This is a genomic window from Pragia fontium (assembly GCF_900638655.1).
Taxonomy (GTDB): Bacteria; Pseudomonadota; Gammaproteobacteria; order Enterobacterales; family Enterobacteriaceae; genus Pragia; species Pragia fontium.
The window spans coordinates 1,463,827-1,488,930 of record NZ_LR134531.1; the positions used below are offsets into that span (position 1 = coordinate 1,463,827).

17 protein-coding genes are annotated in these 25,104 nt (G+C 46.6%); 16 read left to right on the top strand and 1 reads right to left on the bottom strand.

Translation table 11 applies throughout. The features are described from left to right. Positions 1-65: 65 nt before the first annotated feature. The 16 genes from EL341_RS06425 (at position 66) to phsC (ending at position 23,386) form a co-directional block, all read left to right on the top strand. Positions 66-695 carry a response regulator transcription factor gene (locus EL341_RS06425; protein ID WP_047780640.1) on the top strand — a complete coding sequence of 210 codons (630 nt, stop codon included), beginning with the start codon at positions 66-68 and terminating at the stop codon, positions 693-695. Positions 696-698: 3 nt separating this feature from the next. Then, on the top strand, positions 699-2,249 hold the full coding sequence (locus EL341_RS06430; RefSeq protein ID WP_074820980.1) for an MASE1 domain-containing sensor histidine kinase: 1,551 nt from the start codon (positions 699-701) through the stop codon (positions 2,247-2,249). Between the two features lie 96 nt (positions 2,250-2,345). Next, on the top strand, positions 2,346-3,668 hold the full coding sequence (gene uhpC, locus EL341_RS06435) for an MFS transporter family glucose-6-phosphate receptor UhpC (protein WP_126467374.1): 1,323 nt from the start codon (positions 2,346-2,348) through the stop codon (positions 3,666-3,668). Positions 3,669-3,729: 61 nt separating this feature from the next. Further along, a complete protein-coding gene (locus EL341_RS06440) occupies positions 3,730-4,761 on the top strand; it encodes an ABC transporter substrate-binding protein (RefSeq protein WP_047780643.1) in 1,032 nt (343 codons plus the stop codon). Positions 4,762-4,828: 67 nt separating this feature from the next. Continuing rightward, positions 4,829-6,907, top strand: coding sequence for an ABC transporter permease (locus EL341_RS06445; protein WP_074820987.1), 2,079 nt, complete (start codon positions 4,829-4,831; stop codon positions 6,905-6,907). Positions 6,908-6,923: 16 nt separating this feature from the next. Then, on the top strand, positions 6,924-7,988 hold the full coding sequence (fbpC, locus tag EL341_RS06450; RefSeq protein WP_047780645.1) for a ferric ABC transporter ATP-binding protein: 1,065 nt from the start codon (positions 6,924-6,926) through the stop codon (positions 7,986-7,988). 466 nt (positions 7,989-8,454) lie between these two features. Beyond that, a complete protein-coding gene (locus EL341_RS06455; RefSeq protein WP_126467376.1) occupies positions 8,455-11,967 on the top strand; it encodes a DUF2345 domain-containing protein in 3,513 nt (1,170 codons plus the stop codon). Positions 11,968-11,970: 3 nt separating this feature from the next. Then, on the top strand, positions 11,971-14,424 hold the full coding sequence (locus EL341_RS06460) for a phospholipase D-like domain-containing protein (protein WP_047780646.1): 2,454 nt from the start codon (positions 11,971-11,973) through the stop codon (positions 14,422-14,424). Beyond that, positions 14,421-15,488 (top strand): T6SS immunity protein Tli4 family protein, encoded by a 1,068-nt coding sequence (locus tag EL341_RS06465; RefSeq protein WP_047780647.1) that lies wholly within the window; start codon positions 14,421-14,423, stop codon positions 15,486-15,488. Before EL341_RS06460 ends, EL341_RS06465 begins: the two co-directional genes overlap by 4 nt. A gap of 39 nt (positions 15,489-15,527) precedes the next feature. Further along, positions 15,528-16,583: a T6SS immunity protein Tli4 family protein gene (locus EL341_RS06470; RefSeq protein ID WP_047780648.1), complete on the top strand. Its 1,056-nt coding sequence runs from the start codon at positions 15,528-15,530 to the stop codon at positions 16,581-16,583. Positions 16,584-16,622: 39 nt separating this feature from the next. Then, complete coding sequence (locus EL341_RS06475; RefSeq protein ID WP_126467378.1) at positions 16,623-17,678, top strand: T6SS immunity protein Tli4 family protein; 1,056 nt, start codon at positions 16,623-16,625, stop codon at positions 17,676-17,678. A gap of 242 nt (positions 17,679-17,920) precedes the next feature. Continuing rightward, positions 17,921-18,679, top strand: a complete 759-nt coding sequence (locus EL341_RS06480) for a Nif3-like dinuclear metal center hexameric protein (protein WP_074820993.1) — start codon at positions 17,921-17,923, stop codon at positions 18,677-18,679. Positions 18,680-18,737: 58 nt separating this feature from the next. Continuing rightward, the gene (gene nei / locus EL341_RS06485) at positions 18,738-19,529 is read left to right on the top strand and encodes an endonuclease VIII (protein WP_126467380.1); all 792 of its coding nucleotides are present in this window, start codon (positions 18,738-18,740) and stop codon (positions 19,527-19,529) included. A 237-nt stretch (positions 19,530-19,766) separates the two neighbouring features. Beyond that, positions 19,767-22,046: a thiosulfate reductase PhsA gene (gene phsA, locus EL341_RS06490; RefSeq protein WP_126467382.1), complete on the top strand. Its 2,280-nt coding sequence runs from the start codon at positions 19,767-19,769 to the stop codon at positions 22,044-22,046. A gap of 13 nt (positions 22,047-22,059) precedes the next feature. Further along, a complete protein-coding gene (locus tag EL341_RS06495; RefSeq protein ID WP_074821001.1) occupies positions 22,060-22,632 on the top strand; it encodes a 4Fe-4S dicluster domain-containing protein in 573 nt (190 codons plus the stop codon). Then, a complete protein-coding gene (gene phsC, locus EL341_RS06500) occupies positions 22,625-23,386 on the top strand; it encodes a thiosulfate reductase cytochrome B subunit (RefSeq protein ID WP_047780653.1) in 762 nt (253 codons plus the stop codon). Before EL341_RS06495 ends, phsC begins: the two co-directional genes overlap by 8 nt. Positions 23,387-23,464: 78 nt before the next feature. Here phsC and EL341_RS06505 read toward each other — a convergent pair whose 3' ends face one another. Then, complete coding sequence (locus tag EL341_RS06505; RefSeq protein WP_074821004.1) at positions 23,465-24,766, bottom strand: citrate synthase; 1,302 nt, start codon at positions 24,764-24,766, stop codon at positions 23,465-23,467. Positions 24,767-25,104 lie beyond the last annotated feature (338 nt).

Sequence of the window (25,104 nt, forward strand, 5' to 3'; positions counted from 1 at the left end):
ACATAATTTGCTATCCGCCAGAATAATGCACATTATGGCGTTTATTTGATTGTTATAACGCAGATATGATTAAGATTGCTCTGATTGATGACCATATTGTTGTGCGCTCCGGTTTTGCACAGCTACTCTCTCTGGAAGAGGATATCCAGATTGTTGGTGAGTTTAATTCTGCTGCTCAAGCATGGCCGTATTTACTGAAGGGAGGCTGTGATATTGCCATTCTCGATATCTCTATGCCTGATGAAAGTGGTCTGAGCCTACTGCGGCGTATTCGTCAGGTCAATGCTGATTTCAAAGCGATTTTTCTGAGTATCTATGACACTAACGCCTTTGTTAAGAATGCGGTTGATGCCGGAGCATCGGGCTATTTGACTAAGCGCTGTGGCCCAGAAGAGTTAGTTAGGGCTATACGCACGGTTTATGGCGGCGGTTTTTATCTGTGTGCCGATGCGTTAAAAGCGTTAAGGCAAACGGCGGTGGTGCCTAAAGAACTGCAAATGCTAACGCCGCGAGAAAAAGAGATCTTTGACCTGCTGATTAACGGATTAAGCGCCAGAGAAATTGCGGAAAAGCTTAATCTAAGCCATAAAACCATCCACGTACATCGGGCTAATATTCTGGCCAAGCTCCACTGTGACAGTATTGTCGAACTGGTGCACTTTGCGCTTGAACATCAGTTGCTTACCGAGAAATAACCCATGTCGCGGCTAAGTATTCTGCATTCAACCGGATTGAATCTGTTTGTGATGCTCAGCTTTTCTCTTGGTTGGATAGCGTTATGGGGCATCGGTTATTACCTGAATAATGATACGCAGTTAGCGGTGTTGATGTTACCCCAGGCCTGGGCATTAACGCTGTTGGTTCTGATCCCCAGACGTTTCTACCCGGTAGTGCTGTTATCCTGCTGTGCCATTATTCTCTGGCTATATTATGAGCGTCTGATCGACGCCGGTGTGGTGTTGCTGTCGCCTTGGTTAACGCTCTTGGCGGCGATGGTGACACGGCGTTTCTGGTACTATTTTACACTTTACTGGCAGCGTCTATTAATGCTGCTGGTGGCGGTAACGGGCAGTACCATTCTGCACGGACTATTGATTGCACCATGGCTGGCGGTGACTCCCGGTGAAACGCTACTGACGACCTTTACCGGTGGCGTATTGTTAACGCCATTTATTTATCTGCTGTATGAATACCTGAAGCAACAAAACCTGCAAACATTACTGCCGTTGGAGCATATTTCTCCGCCGTTAAAAACATCATTACTGATGTGGAGTTCACTGTTTTTTGCTATCGGTATTAGTATTCAATTGGTATTAACTCCTGAAATTGAACGCCTGCTGCTGATATTTATATTTTTACCGAATGTGTTTATGGCCTATCGATTTGGCTGGCAGGGAGGCGTACTCGCCACCATGCTGGGTAGCGTGTTATTGATTGCTACTCGCCATGCCAGCGGTGCTGACTATAATCCGATGGAGCTAAAACTGTTTTTGTCGATTCAGGCCTTGCTCAGTTTAGGATTAGGTATTGCCGTGAGCCGCCAGCAACAGTTGGTTGAGCGTCTGGAACGTTATCGCCACCAGTTGGAACGTGAGCTGGATACTCGTCGCCAGCTCACTGAACAATTGGTGCACACCGAAGAACAGGTTCGTAAGGACATCGCCCGCGAGTTACATGATGAGATTGGGCAGAATATTACCGCGATCCAAATTCAGGCGGCTATCGTTAATAAAACCACCACTTCAGCGACCTCCCTGCAATCAGCGCAGAAAATCACCGATCTTAGCCAGCGTATTCATCAGGCAACGCGCCAGTTACTGCATCAGCTCCGACCGCCGGTGCTGGATGAGATGTCGTTGCAGGATGCACTACGGCACTTGGCGCAGGAATTTTCGTTCGATGAACGCAACATTCATTTTGAGTTGGATTACCGCATTGAGGGTATTCAGCTTAATGATACGGTGATGTTTACCCTTTATCGTTTGGTACAGGAACTACTGAATAACATTAATAAGCATGCCCAAGCGAAAACTATCCGTATCGCGCTGTATCAGCAGGATCAACATACTACGGTATTGGAAGTCGAGGATGACGGTATCGGTATTCCTGAACAGGTAGATGGCGGATTTGGGCTGCTGGGTATTGAAGAACGAGTACGGGCGTTGGGCGGTCATTGGCTACTGTCTCGCCATCGTGGAACCCATATAACTGTTAACTTGCCCACAAATCCAACAAAAAATGACCTGTAACTAGGAATTTTTCCTAGTTGATTAAACGGTTGTCTCATTCATTTCAATAATGATTTACATAAACTGCCCAATATTCAGAGGGCACTGAGGCGCGATATGTCATTGAGTGATGCACAGATACAGCAACGATATCGTTACTGGCGTCCAAGATTGATGCTGTCAATGATTGTCGGTTATGCCGCTTTCTATATGACGCGCAAAAGTGCCAATTTCGCGATGCCGGTAATGCAGTTGGATCTTGGTCTGACCAAAGACGATATCGGCCTGATGGGAACGTTATTCTATCTGGCCTACGGTTTGTCAAAGTTTGCCTGTGGCATGTTAAATGATAGCCGCAATATGCGCTGGTTTATGGGCGTTGGGCTATTGATAACCGGGGTATTGAATATTCTGTTTGCCTTCAGTTATTCGTTGCCGGCGTTGTTATTAATTTGGACGCTAAATGGATTTTTTCAGGCATGGGGTTGGCCTCCCTGCGCTAAGGTGTTGACTCGCTGGTATTCGCGCCGAGAGAGGGGGTTTTGGTGGGGATGTTGGAATATGTCCATTAACCTTGGTGGTGCGGCTGTTCCTCTGTTATCGGGGTGGTTGGCGGTGAGCTATGGCTGGCAGGCTGCGATGTTTGTTCCCGGTGTTATCGGAATCATTTTAGGGTTATGGCTATGCTGGCAGCTACAGGATAGCCCGCAACAGCTGGGTCTACCTTCGGTGGGGCAATGGTTTAACGATCCGTTAGAACTACGGCAGGAACAAGCTAGTCCTCCCGCGCCGATTTTGCAGATTTTTCGTCAGGCCATATTGTTTAACCCCACTATCTGGCTGTTGGGCATTTCCTACGTTTTAGTTTATCTGGTGCGAATTGCATTGAATGATTGGGGCAATATTTGGCTAGCAGAAAGCCATGGTATCGGGTTGTTGAGTGCCAATATGACGTTGTCACTTTTTGAACTCGGCGGTCTTGCCGGTGCACTTTTTGCCGGTTGGGGCTCCGATCTTCTGTTTCGAGGCCAGCGGGCACCGATGATTTTGCTGTTTAGTATTGGCTTGTTTGCTTCGATGGCCTGTTTATGGCTCTCGCCAATCCATCATTATGGATTGTTGGCAGTGGGTTTCTTTAGCGTGGGTTTCTTTGTTTTTGGTCCGCAAATGCTGATTGGACTGGCGGCAACGGAATATACCCATAAAGATGCCGCGGGCACGGTAACCGGATTTCTTGGGTTATTTGCCTATTTAGGTGCTGCACTTGCCGGTTGGCCGCTGGCGCAGGTGTTACAACTGTATAGCTGGTCAGGATTTTTTACTTTATTAACCCTGGCTACCGCCATGATTGGTATGTTGTTAATGCCATTACTGATGGTTGGTGTAGCTAAACACGATTTTAATGCTTCGGTACAATACAGTTCCGGGGCATCTGAGTAAACCAAAAATAACAAGTTGTATCGCGATATCGCAACCTGAAAACAACACAAGGATATACATAATGAAAAAAAGTACCCTGTCTGTTCTGATCGCAACGGGTTTAGCCGTTGCTACGCTGGCCACTGGTGCGATGGCAAAAGGTCGTCTGGTGGTTTATTGCAGTGCGATGAACTCCATGTGTGAAGAGGAAGTGAAAGCCTTTGGCGAAAAGTATGATGTAAAAACCTCATTTATTCGTAATGGTTCCGGCAGCACGTTAGCCAAAATTGAAGCAGAAAAGAAAAACCCGCAGGCTGACGTTTGGTATGGCGGTACTTTGGACCCGCATTCACAGGCCGGAGAAATGGATTTATTACAGCCTTACAAATCGCCTAAGCTGGCCGAGTTACTGCCACAATTTCAAGATCCGGCAACCCGTAAAGGCCACTATTCTTCGGCCGTTTATATCGGTATTTTAGGCTATGGAGTCAATACCGACCGTTTGAAAGAGAAAAATTTACCAGAGCCTAAGTGCTGGGCCGATTTGACCAACCCGGCCTATAAAGGCGAAATTCAGATCGCCGATCCACAAAGTTCAGGCACCGCCTATACCGCTCTGGCTACCTTTGCGCAATTATGGGGTGACGACAAAGCGTTCGATTATCTTAAAGCGTTAAATAAGAATATTTCCCAGTACACCAAATCAGGTATTGCTCCAGCGCGTAATGCTGCGCGTGGTGAAGCGACGATTGGTATTGGCTTCCTGCATGACTATGCGCTGGAAATTGAAAAGGGTGCGCCGATTAAACTGGTCGCGCCTTGTGAAGGTACCGGCTATGAGATTGGCGGCGTTAGCATCCTGAAAAATGCGCGTAACCTTGATAATGCCAAGCTATTTGTTGACTGGTCACTGTCGAAAGAAGCTCAGGAACTTTCCTGGAAGAAAGGGCAGTCCTATCAAATTCTAACCAATACCACCGCAGAAGCGGCACCAAACTCAATGAAGCTCAATGAGCTGAATTTGATCAACTACGATATGGATAAATACGGTGCTTCAGATATGCGTAAGGCACTGATTTCGAAATGGCTTAACGAAGTAAAAATGAGCAAATAATTAGTAATCACTTGCTAAATGGCTGCGGCAGGGTGCCGCGGCCCGTTTATCGCCATCGAGGATCGTTATGTCACACTCAATTACCCTGCATGCTCAGCGTGCATGGGATCCTATATTTTATTGGCTACTGCTGGTTGTCGCATCATTGGCGATGTTGCCAGGTTACACGCTGGATTATGGCCTGTTTGAATCATCATCGGATGAACTACTAAGCAGCTATATTTGGCATAGCGGTGGCATTGGCTGGCTATGGTTTCTGCCGCCGCTGCTGTTGTTTATTCGCCCCATTACGCCTCTTTCGCAGGATCACCGCCGTCGTCACCTGTTTGATGCCGGGTATGCGTTATTCTGCGTTCTGCTGACCGTTGTTTCATCCTGGTGGACACAACAGGGATTAGGTTGGGCGACGGTTCCACTGTTTTTTGCGCTGGGAGCGATTATCACGCTGGCCTGCGTTCGTCTGGAATGGATGGGCGGCGACCGCTTTGTGATGGGCTCGCTGGTTGCGATTGTCGGTTTAATTACCGTCTTTATCCTTTATCCAAGTATCGCTATTTTCGTACCGATGTTTAAAGATGACAGCGGTGATTTTGCACCGTTGCATTTTATCCAGTTATTAAGCCAATCCCACACCATTGAAGTGATTGTTAACTCGATTGGTCTGGCGGCGGCGGTTGGTGCCGGCTGTACTTTCTTCGGCTTAGTTTGTGCGGTTTACACCACGCGTATTGCTAAACGCTCTGCGTTTGTTAGCCGTATTTTCTCTATTTTACCTATCGTTACGCCGCCATTTGTTGTTGGTTTGGGGGTAACGTTAATGATGGGGCGCTCCGGCTATGTCACCAATTGGATGGTGACCTATATGGGGCTGGAAAATACTAACTGGCTGTACGGTTTCACTGGGATCTGGATTGCTCAGGTGCTGGCCTTTACCCCAATGTCATTTATGATTTTGGACGGGGCAATTAAAACCATTCATCCATCGTTGGAAGAAGCGTCCTATACCTTACGGGCTAATCGTTATCAAACCTTCTGTCGCGTTTTCCTGCCGTTGCTGAAACCCGCGTTAGCCAACTCGTTTCTGATCGTTATCGTGCAGTCGCTGGCCGACTTCAGTAACCCGCTGGTGTTGGGCGGTAACTTTGACGTGCTGGCAACGCAAATCTATTTCTATATCACTGGAGCACAGTTGGATTATCCGGCAGCCAGTACCTTGGGTGCTATTTTGCTGCTGTTCTCTCTGTTTGTGTTCTGTATCCAATATTTATGGATTGGTAAGCGTTCCTACGTCACCATTTCTGGCAAGTTCTCTCGTGGTGATGTGCAGCCGTTACCGACCACGTTACAGTGGGGGATTTCTCTAACCCTGTATCTGTGGATCGCATTTAACGTACTGTTATACGGCAGCATTTTCTACGGTAGCTTCACGGTGAACTGGGGTGTTGACTATACCTTGACGTTGGATAACTTCACCAAGCTGTTTGGTCAAGGCTTTAGCGATGGTGCATGGCCGTCACTGATTGATACCCTGATATTTGCCGGTATTGCCGCACCGATTACCGCCTTCTTTGGTCTATTGATTGCCTATATTGTGGTGCGTCAGCAGTTCCACGGTAAGAAAACCATCGAGTTTATTACCATGCTGTGCTTTGCCGTACCGGGAACCGTGGCGGGCGTATCTTATATTCTGGCCTTTAACAGTGCGCCGGTTTATTTGACCGGTACTGCGGTGATTGTGGTGATCTCTATGGTGATGCGGAACGTGCCGGTGGGTATTCGGGCCGGGATTGCCGGACTGGGGCAGTTGGATAAGTCACTGGATGAGGCTTCTCTCAGTCTGCGTGCTGGTTCACTGCGTACCATTATCTATATTTTACTGCCGCTGCTGCGTCCGGCGATTTTGTCCGCGCTGATATACAGCTTTGTGCGGGCAATGACCACGGTCAGCGCGATTATCTTCCTGGTAACGCCGGATACCCGCGTCGCCACCTCTTACATCCTGAATAGGGTGGAAGATGGCGAATACGGCATTGCGATTGCATACGGTTCTATTTTGATTGTGGTGATGCTGGCTATCATCCTGATATTTGACTATCTGGTTGGCGAAGCGCGTGTTGCCCGCTCCAAAGCAAAAACTACTGATTAATCACGGAGTGAATATCTTGAATACGACAAATCAACAAGCGAATACAAATTTTGTAGAGCTGAAGAATATTAATAAGAGTTTTGGTAAAAATACCGTGATTGATCGGCTGGATCTGGCAATTCCTCAGGGGCATTTAGTCACTCTGTTAGGGCCATCTGGATGCGGTAAAACCACCATACTTCGTTTAGTTGCCGGATTAGAAAAGCCAACCTCCGGCCAGATTTTTATCGATGGCGAGGACGTGACCGAGCGTTCCATCCAGCAGCGTGATATCTGTATGGTGTTCCAGTCCTATGCGCTGTTTCCTCATTTATCGCTGGGGGACAATATTGGTTATGGTCTGAAAATGCTGCGTTTACCGAAAGATGAAATTAATCAGCGGGTGAAAGAAGCGTTAACACTGGTGGATTTGGACGGATTTGAAGACCGTTTTGTCGATCAAATTTCCGGCGGTCAACAGCAGCGAGTTGCTTTGGCACGCGCGCTGATACTGAAACCTAAGGTGCTGTTGTTTGATGAACCATTGAGTAACCTTGACGCCAACCTGCGTCGCAGTATGCGCGATAAGATTAGAGAGCTTCAGCAGCAGTTCAATATTACTTCACTGTATGTGACGCACGATCAGAGCGAGGCTTTTGCCGTTTCTGATACCGTGCTGGTGATGAATAAGGGCAAAATTATGCAGCTCGGCGAACCTAAGCAGCTTTATCGCCAACCGGCATCACGCTTTATGGCTAACTTTATGGGAGATGCCAATATTTTCCCCGCCGAGTTGTTAACCGACTGCGTGGATATTTTTGGCTATCGTATTGCACGTCCAAAAGAGTTTGGTCAGTTAACGGGGCATTACACCGTAGGGGTTCGGCCAGAGGCTATCGCGCTGGTTGAAAATGGCGAAGAGAGTCAGAAGTGCCAGGTGGTTAGCGTGGCTTATATGGGGCCTCAGTATGAGGTGACCGTAGACTGGCATGGGCAGACCTTACTGCTCCAGGTAAATGCCATACAGTTAGCGCCGGAAGCTGGCGATCATTACTACCTGCATATTCATCCTCACGGGATGTTTATATTGCCGGAAGAGTGAGGCTGTTTTGCCAGATCGATTTAATATGGTGATTGATTAATAACGGGCCCGAAAGGGCCCGTTAGATGATAGGCATAGCTTTTTAAATGGGATTTAGTGGATATCCGTTCATTATCAATGTTGAGGAAACATGATTATCGTATATGACCGGATATCATTTTTTAGCGTCAGAAGAGGTCGGGTCTGAGAATCCTTTCTTTTTTTAGTTTTTTAGATCAAACAATTCCATCTTTAAGGTTTACCAACAGCCTTAATAAATCAACAGATTTAATCTTTTAGTTTCCCATTATTTGAATAAAAACTCGTAATTCTGACAGGATGTATTGTCCTCTTTTCCCCAGTATTATGGGAAAATTAAGCTCATTTTTATAACAAATTATTTCATCAATAAATCTTCACGTTTTATCTTTCAGAAATTGCAGTTTCCTATTTTGCATTGATCGCAAATTATCTATAAGGACATAGGATGAAGGACCAATTGATTAAAAAAGGCAAAGATCTACTGGATGAGCAGCTTCAGGCTTTCGGCCTGAGTAGCCTATCAGGCGAGCAGGGTGCCGCCGGTAGTTTCTCTTCGCTGAATGATGGCTTAAACCGTTATCAGTTGGCTATTGATGGGTTGTCAACTTCACTGTCGGTATTAAGCGTTCAGGGGCGCGAGCACCTCAGCGAACCGTGGCAGTATGTGATCCAGTTTACCGCTCAGCATGGATTGTCCATGGAGCAGGTACTGAGTGAGAAAGCGGTATTTGCGCTGGCGCCGGGTGGTGTCAGTAGCCTCGGTGGTGCGGCCGGTCAGTTGAGCAATCAGCTGATGTCGGCCTTTAATGCCTTTGGTGGCATGTTCAGCGATAAAATTGGTAGCGCTTTTAATGCGCCAGCCGGTGGTTTTTCCATTAATCGCGTTAGTCAGATAGCCAATAAAGGGCTGGGAATTGCCAATCAGGTGAGTTCGGCGGCGGGTAAATTGGGCAGTATGGCCAATTCCGTTGGCGGTATGGCCAGTAAAGCCTCCGGTTTGCTGGGCGGAGTCGGGGGAGCGTTAGGTAAAGCGGGCTCAGGTTTATCATCCCTCTCTTCTTTAGACAATATGGCAGGTGGCATAGCCAGTTCGCTAACCGGTGGTGAAGGTGAATCCCGGGTATTGTATGGTGTAGTGACCGCTTTTAGCCAACTGTCCACTTCTGCTGATGAAGCCCGTTATGAAATCACCTTATCTCCACGATTGGCGCTGCTGGATAACACCCTGAACAGTGCCATCTACCAGAACCAAACCATCCCTCAGGTGGTAGAAGCGGTACTGCGCAATCATGAATTAACCGGCGTAGACTTTCGCTTTGAGCTCAATGAAAGTTATCCGACTAAAGAGTACATTACTCAGTGGCAGGAGAGCGATTTAGCCTTTATTCGCCGCCTGCTGGCGGACAGCGGTATCTGGTTTCGTTTTGAAAGCCATGCCAAACACAGTTGTGATGTGGTGGTGTTTGGCGATTCAGAACAGCAATATCAGGACGGCCCGACCGCCAGCTATCGTCAGCCATCGGGTAATAACGATAACGGTATCGAGTCGGTCTGGGAGATGTCGATTTCCCGCAAGACCGTGCCGCAAAGCGTATTAACTCAAGATTATAACTACCGTAATGCCCAGACCGGAATGAAGTCCGAGATTAACGGTGCTCAGAAAGATAACACCACCCGCGGTCGTCAGTATCTTTACGGCGAGCACTACCGGGATAAAGGCGAGGTTGTTGGCAGCGGTAATGCTCAGGATGATCTGTTAAGCCAGTTTAGCAATATGCTACCGGGCGGTCTGGGGGATATTCCCGGCGTCAGCCAGCTCAGTGGCGTTGCCGGTTCCGTGGGGGGCGCGGTCGGTGGGGTAACCGGTGATATTGGTTCAACGGTCAGTTCTGCTGCCAGTTCCGTGGGTTCAGCGGTTAGCGGCGCGGCACAGCATGTTGCGGGGCAGGCCAAAGGGGCGATAGATAGCGTCAGTGGTTCGCTGGGAGGATTAGCGGATAAAGGTGGCGAACTGCTTAATAGTTTAACCGGCGCGGGTGAAAACGGTAGCGGATCCGGTGCCGCAGAACCCGATGGGGTTGGTCAAGGGGCCTGGTATGCTCGCTTGCGTCATCAGCGTTTTATGACCGAGCAAATCACTATTCGCGGTAAAACCACTTTATCTCATCTGGCGCCAGGCCAGATATTAACCGTGACCGGCTCACCGATTAATGAAGCGGGCAGCGGTATTCTGATTGTTTCGGTGGAAAGTGCCGGTGACCGTCAGCAGGCCTATGTCATTAGCTTTACCGGTATTCCTTACGATGTATTACGTCCTTATCGCCCGGAACGTTTAGCCTGGCCAACCATTAGCGGTACTTTATCGGCTCGGGTGACCAGCCCGGATAATGACACCTACGGCTATCTGGATGTGCAAGGTCGCTATCGGGTGAAGATGGACTTTGACCTGAACGACTCATGGCGTAAAGGGGAAGAAAGCCTGTGGATGCGGCTGGCTAAGCCGTACGCCGGTGAAACCTACGGTATGCACTTTCCGTTAATCGACGGTACTGAAGTGGCCATCGCCTTTACTGAAGGGAATCCGGATCGGCCGTATATCGCCCATGGTATGCACGATTCACGTCACCCAGATTTAGTCACTGCTGCTAACCATAAGCGCAACGTTATCCGCACTCCGGCCAATAACAAGCTGCGGATGGATGACGAACGCGGCAAAGAACATATCAAAGTCGCCACCGAATACGGTAAAACCCAGCTTAATCTTGGTCATTTGGTGGACGGCGAGCGTAAGCAGCGTGGGGAAGGATTTGAGCTGCGCAGTGATGAATGGGGCGCAATTCGGGCGGATAAAGGGCTGTTTATCAGTGCTGACGGGCAACCTACGGCACAGGGTGAGGTGCGCGAGATGGCTGCGGCGATGCAGTTGTTGGCAGAGGCTCACGCCCAGATGCAGGGATTAAATCATGCAGCGGAGCAGGCACAAGCGCTGGTGGCCGAAATCGAGGGGCAGAAAGCCCTGATAGAGCAACAGCTAAAGGATTTAACCGCTAGCGCGATACTGGTTAGTGCGCCGGACGGCATCGGTATTGCCAGCGGTGAGGATATGCAGTTGGCGGCATCGCGTAATGTCTATCTTACCGCCGGCAGTAATGCCGATATCGGCGTGGGCAAAAAGCTGACGATAGCGGCGGAAGATGCCATTAGTCTGTTTGCCCACCAGTCAGGGATGAAGCTGTTTGCGAATCAGGGCAAGGTCGAAGTGCAGGCGCAGAATGATGCCATGCAGCTGGCGGCCAAGCAGGATCTGGAGATTACCAGCGTGGATGGTAAGGCGTCCATTGCAGCGAACCAAGAGCTAATATTGGCCTGTGGCGGTGCCAGCATTAAAATCTCGTCGGGCTCTATTGAATTCATCTGCCCTAAAAATGTGATGGTTAAGTCGGGAGCATTGCAAAAAATGGGACCCGCCAGTGAATATATACCAAGGCCCGAATGGAATGAGGTTGATATTCCGCGTATTGAGTTAAACCTAAGGTTAACGGATATCCCTGGAGAAAACGGCATTCCATTTGTCGATACTGACTGGAGTATTGTTATTGCAAAAAATGATGTTCAGGCGCTATTACAGCAAAACATTGTGTTGCAGGGCGTAACCGATGGCGATGGATATATTGTACTCAGCGAAAGTGACGATGAAGTTTTTAATCAGGCTTATCGGGATTCCCCTAATAATTTGTGGTTAGTTTCCAATAGCCATGCCAGTCAGATGTTATTCCGGCGCGAGTCTGAATATTGGTCGGAGGGGGAAAAACTGAGTCAGTCACTGCATTCTATGGGATATACCGATAAGTTAGATACTCGCCATGATAATGGAGATATGAATAGCATTATTGAATTGCTTGATACTGAGTCTGGAAAGGAAAGCGGTTCTCAGCGGTTTAACAAATTAAAGGGATAAGATATGGCGCAACCGGATGAGCAAAAATCACAACTTAAAATTATTGTTGATAATGCGGGTAAAGCGATGCGTTCTGATAAGACGCGGCTGCTCTGGGGTACGGCGGACAATCAATTTGCCCCGAAACGTAGCGGTAATCAAGCCACGCCTTTAATTTCCGGGCGAGAATATTTTAATGAACTGTGCCGTTGTATAGAAGCGGCCGAAAGTGAGATCGCCATTGTTGGATGGCAGGTAAATTGGGATGTGCAATTAAAACCCGAAGAGGCAGAAAAGAGCACGGTAAGGCTGTATGACATTATAAAAAAACAGCTTGAAGCCAAAGAAAACCTAAAAGTATGGATCATGATTTGGGCCGGAGATCCCAGAGCCTTATACACATATAGCGAAGATACCAAAAAGGTATTTGACAGTTTAAACGACCAGCTAAAGCGTAAAGATGCGGTAAGAGTACAGCTATCCGTTTCTATGCCGGATGATACGAAGTCTTTTTATAGCCATCACCAAAAGTATGTAGTGATTGATAGAAAAATCGCCCTGTTAGGCGGAATGGATTTAGCCTATGGGCGCTATGATGATGCCTGCTATAGCCTACACCCGGATATTCGACCAGACTTGAAGGAGCAAGCGGTAGGGCGTCAAATGTTAAATCGCTATAATCCCTGTATTAGTCAGGTTGGCGAATTTGATACAAAATTACTGGTTGATCCGGATCTTTTAACCGGGCCGCTGGATAGTCGCGGAAATGGCCAGCTGGATGTGCTGAAAAAGATCAATGAAACCGGTTGGCAGGGGGGGAAAGCGGAATCGGTCAATCCCTATCGCGGAATTAATAATGTGACCCTCGACGAACGTCGCCAGCCCAGAATGCCGTGGCAGGATGTGCATGTCAAACTGCAAGGTAATGTGGTGTTTGATTTATTGCGCAACTTTTCACTGCGCTGGAACTGTCAAGCCAGTGTTGCAGATTGCTATCCGCTGCCTACCCTGGAAGAGATAAAGCAGTCGCCGTTGTATGAAGGTAAATGTGATGTGCAGGTGTTGCGCAGCGCTCCCAAAAGTATGTGCGAATCTGAATATAAGGCCTTATCTAAAATCGATAGAGAGGAGGCGGTGAATTACGCGAAGACGAACAAGCATCAGGATGAAGTGTATCAGGCGATGCGTAAATTGATTGCCACTGCCAATGAGTTTATCTATATCGAAAATCAGTTTTTTACTTCATTTTATGGTCAAGAACAGGATATACCTCAAAATCAATCAATTCCGGCACAGGCAATAAAAAGCTGGCTTTCCAGCACGGTAACTCGGCGGGTGCAGGATAAATTGTTCTTTGGCAATAGTAATGTGCACGATGGGGGAACTATTCATAATACCCTCTGTGCCGATCTGGCTGCGCGTATTCATCAGCATATTATCAGCGGAACCCCCTTTCACGTATATATCGTTTTACCGGTGCACCCTGAAGGATCGCTGTATGCGGCAACGGTGATGAATCAGGTTTTCTGGACCATGCAATCATTGGTGTCGGGAGAACAAAGTCTGTTAAAGCGGGTTCGCCTATCACTGGAAATGAAGCGGATTATTGATGAGTTACGTGGTGATATTAAAAATGCCGAGATACAAAAACAGGCTCTGCAGCAGGCGGAAAGCAATCTTGATGGAGTGAAAATATCTGAGGCGGATTATCAGCGCTGCCAGCAATATATTACCCTGCTGAACTTAAGAAACTGGGCCAATATTGGTGATTATTACGTCACCGAGCAAATCTATGTACATAATAAAACCATGGTGGTAGATGATAAGTATGCCATTATCGGCAGCGTTAATATTAATGACCGTAGCCTGTTAGGTACCCGGGATTCTGAAATTTCGGTGATGCTAATTGATAATGAACATGATGGCCAGCAGCGGGCGTTTGCTAAAAATCTTCGGATATCATTATGGAAAAAGATATTGGGTATTGCCGATAATTCGGATAATAGCCGTCCTCAGGTCGATGCCTCGGCCTTTATCGATAGTCCCGGCAGCGAGGCGGCTCGTAAAACCATTCAGGATATTGCCCGACAAAACACTGAACTGTACGATCGGGTGTTTAGTTATATTCCTAAAAATTATAGTAAAGACAAATTTGATAATTTAGTGCCCTCATCCTATATACCCCTTTGGCCAAGGGATGGTGATAGCAGTCTATTTAAAAAGGTGGTGATGCCCAATCATAGTGAGTTTTGGAGCGCTGGGCATTTAAAGGGAACGTTCTCTACGCCGGAATTACTCTCTCAGATTAAGGGTTATATTACTTTGCTACCGATTTTTTGGGGATTTGATGAAAGGAATGATTTGGGTTTTCCAAAAGAGCTATTAACTCAAAGCACTCCCATCCTGGGGCATCAGGACGAAGATGACATTCAAATTGTTAACGTCACGGCGGATAAAACGCCGGAGGATATATCATGAAGCGGTTTATCAACCGTAGCTTACTATCTCTACTATTGTGCATATCAATTCCGGGCCTTGCTAGTCAACCGATGATTAAAGATTGTATTGGCCATTATGCTTACGATATCCCCCAGAGTGCGGATATCGCGATTGTGCGGGCTAGTGCACTTCGGGAAAGAGGGTTAATTGGGTTTCGGCCGAAGTTTAATAGTGGTGTAGAATCGTCCGATGCAAAATTAGATTATAACGGGCAAATTTTTATATTCGAGGCACTAAATGAGGAAGAAAGAACGTTTTATTTTGAATCAAGAGTAAAAAGTATTAATGATTTTAAGCTGAGGTTATATGAAAGTCGTCGTGCTGAAGATAAAGAGAAGGCTGATGCCTTAGAGATTAAGGCGATGAGTGACGGGTTTATATCTTATTTTTTAGGTGGTTTTGCGGTATTAAAATTTGATCCTCATTACTCAGTTTACTTTAATTACCGGGAATCAGTTGCTAAAGATCAGGTTGAGGCGGTGGCTAATAAAACCTATCGTTCATTTCGTTCTCGGTCAATCGGTGATATCCCCACTGAAAAGGGCATTTGTTTACCCCTGGCCTTTCTGCAGGATGAGGATGAGCGTACTTTAGAACTTAATGCGGTTTATCAGTTGGTAGACCATCCTGAGGTGACTATCCGGATTTCGGAGGAAACCCGAGAGGATTACTATGGCAAAAAGAGCAATAAGGAAGAGTTAGAAGAGCGCTGGTTTTATGCTTATAGGGGGATAACCAACCAGGTCAATTTACTGGGTAGTTCCAAATTCAGGCCGGTTCAGATTGGCGGGTTGCCGGGGCTGGAGACGTTAGGTGAGTTTGTTAGAATTGGGGATGATAAAAAAAAGGATTATGCTTATCTGGCCTTTGCCCGGGGGAAATCACTAAAAGACTCTTCCATTTACGTACATATTCATCGAAATAGTAAGCGCCTACGTGGACGAATAAATGATGAGGTGATGTCAAAAGCGGATTTTGAAGCCATGGCCAAACAGATAACTCGCTCCATATACCGCCGTGATAGACCCTCAGCGCAGGAATAATTCTCTTATGGCGATGGATAAAATACCAGAAGATATATTATGAAGCGGTTTATCAACCTTAGCCTGCTATTTCCACTATTGTGCATATCAATTCCGGGCTTTGCTAATCAGATGATGATTAAAGACTGCATTGGCCATTACGCTTACGATATCCCCCAGAGTGCGGATATCGCGATTGTGCGGGCTAGTGCACTTCGGGAAAGAGGGTTAATTGGGTTTCGGCCAAAATTTAAAAGTGGCAGAACATCGCTTGACGCAAAGCTAGATTATAACGGGCAAATTTTTATACTCGCTGCACTAAATGAGGAGGAAAGAACGTTTTATTTTGAATCAAGAGTGAAAAATATTAACGATTTTAAGCTGAGGCTATATGAAAGTCGTCGTGCTGAAGATAAAGAGAAGGCTGATGCCTTAGAGATTAAGGCGATGAGTGACGGACTTATCTCTTATTTTTTAGGTGGTTTTGCGGTAGTAAAATTTGATCCACATTACTCAGTTTACTTTAGCTATCGTGAATCGGTTGCTAAAGATCAGGTTGAGGCGGTAGCTAATAAAACCTATCGCTCATTTCGCTATCGGCCAACCGGTGATATCCCCACTGAAAAGGGCATTTGTTTACCCCTGGCCTTTCTGCAGGATGATGAAGAACGCACTTTAAAACTGAATGCGGTTTATCAACTGGTAGACCACCCTGAGGTAACTATCCGGATCTTGGAAGAAACCCGTGATGATTACTATGGCAAAAAGAGCAATAAGGAAGAGTTAGAAGAACGCTGGATTAATACCTATAAAGGAAGAACCAATAGAGTTAATTTACTTGGAACACCAAAATTCAGGCCGGTTAAGATTGCGGGGGTATCAGGTTTGGAAACCTTTGGTGAATTCATTCGTAGGAAAGAGGGGGAGCCAAAAGACTATGCTTATCTGGCTTTTTCTCGGGGGAAATCGCTAAAAGATTCATCCATTTATGTACATATTTCCCGGGATAGTGATTGGACAGAAGGTGAAGCCATGTCAAAAGAAGCCTTTGAAGCCATGGCGAAACAGATAACTCGCTCCATATACCGCCGTGATAGACCCTTAGCGCAGGAATAATCTTCTGATGCCGACGGATAAAATACCAGAGGATATATTATGAAGCGGTTTATCAACCTTAGCCTGCTATTTCCACTATTGTGCATATCAATTCCGAGTCTTGCTAATCAAACGACGATTAAGGACTGTCTTGGTCACTATGCTTACGATATTCCCCAGAGTGTAGATATCGCGATTATACGAGCCAGCGCGTTACAGGGGAGAGGTATAACAGAATATAGACCAAAGTTCACCAGTGGATTAAGAACGCTGGCTGCAAAGTTGGATTATAATGGACGAGTTTTTATACTTGAGGCGTTAAATAGTCAACAACGGCAGTTTTATCTTGAGTCGTCGATAAAAGCTATCAATGATTTTAAACGTGAGTTATATGAAAATCGCCGTGCTGAAGATAAAGAAAGAGCTGATGCATTGGAGATTAAGGCGATGAAAGAGGGATTTATTACTTATCGTTTAGGCGGCTTTAGTGTAGTGAAATTTGATCCACACTATTCAGTTGATTTTACCTATCGGGAACCGGTTGATAAAGATCGGGTTGAAGCAGTTGCCAATAAAACCTATCGTTCATTTCGTTCTCGGTCAATCGGGGAGATCCCCGCTGAAAAGGGCATTTGCTTACCCCTGGCCTTTCTGCAGGATGATGAAGAGCGCACTTTAGAGCTTAATGCGGTTTATCAACTGGTAGATCATCCCGAGGTGACGATTACTATCTCGGAGGAGACTCGCGAGGATTACTATGGCAAAAAGAGCAATAAGGAAGAGTTAGAAGAGCGCTGGTTTTATGCCTATAAGGGGATAACCAATCAGGTTAATTTACTGGGCATTCCTAAATTCAGGTCGGTAAAGATAGCTGGGGTATCAGGTTTGGAGACTTTTGGCGAGTTTATCGATGGGGGAGATAAGAAACAAAAGGACTATGCCTATCTAGCTTTTGCCCGGGGAAAATCGCTTAAGGACTCTTCTATCTATGTGAGAATAACCCGAGACAGTACGTGGACAGAAGGTGAAGCTATGTCAAAAGAAGCCTTTGAAGCCATGGCCAAACAGATAACTCGCTCCATATACCGCCGTGATAGACCCTCAGCGCAGGAATAATCCTCTGATGGCGACGGATAAAATACCAGAGGATATATCATGAAGCGGTTTATCAACCTTAGCCTGCTCTCTTCACTATTGTGCATATCAATTCCAAGCCTTGCTAATCAAACGACGATTAAAGACGTCTTGTTTTCAACCGATATTAATTGAGTTTGGCTGATTTAAAACCGATATAATAAGCTCATCTTGGCAGAGGACTGCGATTGTCCAATCAATGTAGGGTGTTGAAAGAGATAACGATGCTGAATAAAGAATTAGAAAACTTGCTGAATAACGAACTGAAGGTGCGGCGTTTTCGTGACTATGCCCCTAATGGCCTACAGGTACAGGGAAAGTCAGAGATTAAACGCATTGTGACCGGCGTAACGGCTTGTCAGGCACTGCTGGATGTGGCGGTAGAGCTGAAGGCCGATGCGGTGTTGGTGCATCATGGTTATTTCTGGAAAAATGATGAGCCGGTGATTACCGGAATGATGCATAAGCGGCTAAAAACCCTGTTAAGCCATGATATTAATTTGTATGGCTATCATTTGCCGCTGGATGCCCATCCCATCATGGGAAATAACGCATTGCTGGCTAGCGAACTGGGCATCAATAATCTCGGTCCAATTGACCCGGATAGCCTGGATTGTTTGATATGGCACGGTGAATTGACCGCGCCAGAAAGCGGTGCGGCACTGGCCCAGCGGATTACCCATCGTTTAGGGCGCGAACCGCTGCACTGTGGTGATAACGCACCGGCAGAAATTCGTCGTATCGCCTGGTGTACCGGCGGTGGGCAAGACTATATCAAAGAAGCGGCAGAGCGCGGTTTTGATGCTTTTATTACCGGTGAAGTTTCTGAGCGTACTATCCATATTGCGCGTGAAATGGGCATTCATTTCTATTCCGCCGGCCACCATGCAACGGAACGCTATGGTATTAAAGCGCTGGGAGAGTGGCTGGCTCAGGAACACCAGTTTGACGTTAGCTTTATTGATATTGATAATCCAGTTTGACCCTTGATTGAATAAACGCCTTGTCTGACCGACTGTACGCTGAACTTAAGGAGATAGTATGCCAGAAGGACCTGAAATTCGTCGGGCGGCAGATAAGCTGGTCGATGCGGTGGAAGGGAAAGTATTAACTCATGTGTGGTTTGCTTTCCCTGAACTAAAAAGCTATCAGCCAAAACTTGTTGGTCAAACGGTGACATCCATTGAGACCCGCGGGAAGGCGTTATTAACCCACTTTTCCGCAGGTTTGACGATGTACAGCCATAATCAGCTGTATGGATTATGGCAAGTGACCGGGGCAGGGGAACGACCAGAAACCAAGCGTGATTTACGCGTTGCGTTGGAGACGGCCGATAAAGCTATTCTGCTTTACAGCGCCTCAGATATTGAAGTCGGGGCAACAGAAGAGATTCTTCAACACCCATTTTTACAGCGTATCGGTCCTGCTGTGTTGGATGTGACCCTAACCGAGTCCGACATTAGCGCTCGTTTGTTGGATAAAAAATTCCGCCGTAAGCAGTTGGGGGGAATGCTACTCGATCAGGCGTTTTTGGCCGGTTTAGGTAACTATCTTCGGGCTGAAATTTTATGGGATGCCGGATTATTACCCCATCATAAACCGGAAGATTTAACCACACAGCAACTGGAATACTTGGCTCATGCTCTGCTGACTATTCCTCGTCTGTCTTACCAGACTCGTGGTGAAGCCGATCCTAATCATCATCATGGTGCGTTATTTGAGTTCCATGTTTTTAGCCGGGATGGATTAGCCTGCCATCGCTGCGGCAGCGAAATTCAAAAATCCTCACTCTCTTCCCGCCCCTTTTTCTATTGCCCCGGATGTCAGCACTAACCCTAAAGTTATCTTCGATAATTAAATACTGACTCTGCTAATAATCAGTGAATGGTTATCATTGGCAAGTATCTATTTCGGTTAACAAATCAATCACATACTTATCTAAAAAATTGACGATAATTTTTTACATGCTCGGTAAAAGCAACATTTTGGTGGTCAAAATGTCGAACCGATCACCTCATTGTTTCATGTACCTCTTTATGATTAATTCAATAATCTAAAGCAGGAGGTCATGTGAGCATTAATCGTCGTGATTTTATTAAAGGCGTGGGGATTAGCTGTGCAAGTTGTGCTGTAGGCAGCTTTTCTCCCGGCGCGTTAGCGCTGCAAAAGCCCGATAGATTGGATGGAAACAGTAAGTTAACCCCAAGCCTGTGCGAGATGTGTTCATTTCGCTGCCCAATACAGGCACAGGTCATTAATAATAAAACCGTTTTTATTCAGGGAAATACCCATGCGCAGCATCAGGGCTCGCGGATTTGTGCCAGAGGAGGCAGTGGCGTTAGCCTGATTAACGATCCCCACCGCATTGTGCAACCGATGAAGCGCAAAGGGCCGAGAGGAGGTGGGGAATGGGAGGTTATTAGTTGGCAACAGGCCTATCAGGAAATAGCCGAAAAGCTTAACCAGATTAAGCAAAATCACGCTGCGGAAAGTGTCGCATTCTCTTCCAAGTCCGGTTCTTTATCTTCCCATTTATTTCATCTTGCGGCGGCCTTCGGTTCGCCAAATACCTTCACCCACGCGACGACCTGTCCGGCCGGTAAAGCCATTGCGGCTCAGGTCATGATGGGGGGCGATCTGGCGATGGATCTGGCCGATACCCGTTATATGTTGGCGTTCGGTCATAATCTGTATGAAGGCATTGAAGTTGCAGATACTCATGAAATGATGACCGCTCAGGAGAGAGGTGCCAAAGTAGTGAGCTTTGATCCTCGACTCTCTGTTTTTTCCAGTAAAGCCGATGAATGGCACGCCATTCGACCCGGCGGTGATTTACCAGTATTGATGGCAATGTGTCAGGTATTGATCGCTGAAAACCTCTATGACCAAGCTTTTATTGCACGTTACACCACTGGCTTTGAGCAGTTGGCTGAGTCCCTGAAAGAGGTGACGCCAGAGTGGGCGCAGCAGCATTCGGACGTACCTGCGGAGGTGATTCGCCGTATTGCTCGGGAAATCGCCGCTCAGGCACCTCATGTGATTGTTAATCCCGGCCATCGCGCCACTTATAACAAAGAAGAACTGGACATGCGCCGGATGATCTTTGTGATGAATGCCTTGCTGGGCTCGATAGAGCGTAAGGGCGGGTTATATCAGAAAAAAAATGCGGAGAAATATAATAAGCTGGCGGGTGAGGCGGTTGCGCCTGTCTTGGCTAAGCCTGGCGTCAAAGGTATGCCGGAAATTACGACTAAGCGAATTGATGCGATAGCACCGGCGTTTAAATATATCAATAAAGGCGGCGGCATCGTTCAGAGCATTATCGATGCGGTGGAAACTGAGAAGCCTTATCCAGTTAAAGCTTGGATCATGTCACGCCATAATCCTCTACAAACCGTCTCTTGTCGTCCGGAACTGGTAAAAACCCTTGAGAAACTCGATCTGGTGGTGAGCTGTGATGTTTATCTCAGTGAAAGTGCCGCCTACGCAGATTACTTGCTGCCGGAATCAACTTATCTGGAGCGGGATGAGGAAATTTCAGATGTCTCTGGTTTAAATCCGGCTTATGCGGTACGTCAGCAGGTGGTGAAACCCATTGGTAACACCAAGCCCAGCTGGATGATTTGGCAGGAGTTAGGGGCTGAGCTTGGCTTAAGTCAATATTTCCCATGGAAAGATATGGCGACCCGCCAGTTGTTTCAGGCTAATGGCAATGAGGATTTTTATCGGCAAATTCATCAGAAGGGGTATCTGGAATATGGTATTCCGCTGTTGTTGCGCGAGCCTGATTCAGTCAGTGAATTTGTTCGCACTTATCCAGCCTCAGCATCACGCTTATCTGATGACGGTACTTTCGCGCAAGAACTGAAGTTTAAATCTCCAAGCGGTTTGATTGAGCTTTATTCCGAATCTCTGGAAGGCATGGCTTCAGGCTACGGCGTACCTCGCTATCGCAATTTCCCATTGAAAAAAGACAACCAACTCTATTTTATTCAGGGCAAAGTGGCGGTCCATACCAACGGTGCAACCCAATATGTTCCCCTGCTTTCTGAACTGATGTGGGATAACCCAGTCTGGATTCACCCACAAACCGCCAAAGATCGAGGCATTAAAACCGGCGATTTTGTCTGGTTGGAGAATGAGATCGGTAAGGAAAAAGGCCGGGCACTGGTAACGCCAGCGATCAGACCCGATACGTTGTTTGTCTATATGGGCTTTGGTGCTAAAGCCGGCGCTAAAACAGAAGCCACCACGCACGGTATTCACTGCGGCAATTTATTGCCCCATGAAATCAGCCCGGTTTGTGGTACAGACGTTCATACATCGGGTGTTCAGTTGAGTCGCGGTTAAGTGGGAGTAAGCAATGAATATGAATCATTATGTCATGCTACATGACGAAAAACGCTGCATAGGCTGCCAGGCTTGTACCGTGGCATGTAAAGTTATCAATGATATTCCCGAGGGCTACAGTCGTCTTCAGGTGCAGATACGGGGCCCTGAAGAGAGTAAACAGGGGATGCATTTCCAGTTTTTCCGCGTTTCCTGCCAACATTGTGAAGATGCTCCTTGCGTCTCCGCCTGTCCTACCGGTGCCTCTTATCGTGATGAAAATGGCATTGTTCAGGTGGATAACAAAAAGTGTATTGGCTGTGATTATTGCATCGCTGCCTGTCCTTACCAGGTGCGTTATCTGAATCCTCAAACGCTGGCAGCAGATAAATGTAATTTCTGTTCTGATAGTCGTTTATCTCAGGGGCTTGAACCGGCTTGTGTCAGTGTTTGTCCAACGGATGCATTGCATTTTGGTCGGGCAAATCAACCGGAGGTTCAGCGCTGGATTCAGCAGTATGACGCTTATCAATATCAATTGGACAAAGTCGGGAAGCCCAGCTTGTTCCGTCGCAGAGAAATTCATCAGGAGACCAAATATGAATAGCATATGGGGAGCTGAATTACGCTATACGCCGGACTACTGGCCGGTTTGGTTGATCGTTGCCGGAATGATGGTGGTCGGGTTATTGGCTGTGTTGATACTGCATGGTTTGCTGCGTTACTGGCTGACTCCACCCACACATCCAGCAGGTGAGGAGAGAGCTTATCTCTATTCCAAAGCAATTCGTTGTTGGCACTGGGGAAATGCTTTGCTGTTTATTTTACTGTTATTAAGCGGTCTGTTAGGGCATTTCGCTATTGGTAATATTGTTGCGATGGTGACCCTACACCAGATCTGTGGCTATATTTTATTGGTGTTTTGGTTAGGTTTTATCATCATCAATTTATTCAGTCGCAACGGTGTGCATTATCGTATTCAGTGGCGTGGACTGCTTGCGCGCAGCGTCCGGCAAACCCGATTTTATCTGTATGGCATTATGAAAGGTGAACCTCATCCTTTTGCCGCAGATGTAACCAGTAAGTTTAATCCACTACAACAATTGGCCTATATTGGTGTGATGTTCGGCTTGTTACCGCTATTGTTGATTAGCGGGTTTCTGTGCCTGTTCCCTGACGTTCTGGGTTATGGCTATTGGATGCTGAAAGCCCATTTTATTTTGGCGATAGCCGGGCTGCTGTTCATTTGCGGGCATATTTATTTGTGTACCACGGGTGATACGCCAACCCAAACCTTCAGAAGTATGGTGGATGGCTATCATCGACACTGGAAACATGGTGATAAGACGACGCTGAAATAATGGATATGCTGATATAAAAAATCCGGGATTATTCCCGGATTTTTTTGATGATGAATAACATCAAGTTTACTCAGGCGACTAAGCCTTATTTTGGTGCTTAGGGATCTGAGAGTGGAACTCTCGTTCAGTATAGCCATTGTAAAGCTGACGCGGACGGGCAATACGAATGCCGTCGGTGTACATTTCATTCCAGTGAGCAATCCAGCCGATAGTACGTGCAATGGCAAAGATCACGGTAAACATGGTGGTCGGAATGCCGATCGCTTTCAGGATAATACCAGAGTAGAAATCCACGTTTGGATACAGTTTTTTCTCGATAAAGTACGGGTCATTCAGGGCGATTTTTTCCAGCTCCATGGCGACATCCAGCAGTTCATCGCTCAGATTGAGTTCTTTTAACACTTCATGGCAGCTTTCACGCATCACGGTTGCACGTGGATCGTGGTTTTTATATACCCGATGTCCGAAGCCCATTAAGCGGAATGGGTCATCTTTATCTTTAGCTCTGGCGATAAATTCAGGAATGCGATCGACGGTACCAATCTCTTCCAGCATTTTCAGACAGGCTTCGTTGGCACCACCGTGGGCTGGTCCCCATAGAGAAGCGATACCGGCAGCAATACAGGCAAATGGGTTCGCACCGGAAGAGCCCGCGGTTCTGACGGTAGAGGTAGAAGCATTTTGTTCATGGTCGGCATGCAGAATCAGGATGCGATCCATGGCGCGCTCAACTACCGGGTTCACCACATAGTCTTCACACGGGGTGGCAAACATCATATATAGGAAGTTGGCTGCATAGGAGAGGTCATTGCGCGGATACATAAACGGCTGACCGACAGAATATTTGTAACACATGGCTGCCACCGTCGGCATTTTCGACAGCAAACGGTATGCCGTTATTTCACGGTGGCGCTCATTATGAACATCCAGCGAGTCGTGGTAGAACGCAGCTAATGCACCTGTTACACCACATAGCACCGCCATTGGGTGGGAGTCACGACGGAAACCCTGGAACAGACGGGTAATCTGTTCATGAATCATGGTATGGCGATTGACGATATTTTTAAAGTCATCAAACTCTTTCGGCGTTGGGGTTTCACCGTATAAGAGAATATAGCAAACTTCTAAATAAGTAGAATTTTTGGCTAACTGGGCGATTGGATAGCCGCGATGTAATAAAACCCCTTCATTACCGTCAATAAACGTAATTTTTGATTCACAGGATGCGGTAGAAAGGTAACCAGGGTCATAGGTAAAAAGCCCTTTGGAACCCAAGGTTCTGACATCTAAAACGTCTTCACCTAGCGAACCAGATAATATGGGTAGTTCAATACGCTTACCGTCATCAAAGACTAACGTCGCTTTTCTTTCTATAGCCATGATTGTCTCCAGTTATAATTCAGGTTATGGGAGTTTGGCAATGCTTTAGCAGTAACACCTCAATTGCCTTTCCTATGATTAACTATCTAATACAGTTGCATAAATTTAGACCATCGTGAAGAGCAATTTTACTTTTTTTTTACAATTTAATATTGGGTTAGCAATTAATTAACATATTAGCTGACGCGATTCACATAAACTTATTGTTTTTAATGGTTTTTTTGTGGTTGTGATCGCTGTCACTATTTGGGGAAATTGTTATCAATCTGTTTTTATTTGAATTGTATTTGTAAAATGAGGCTTCTATACTCATGGACACTTCGAATCGGGATGTTGCA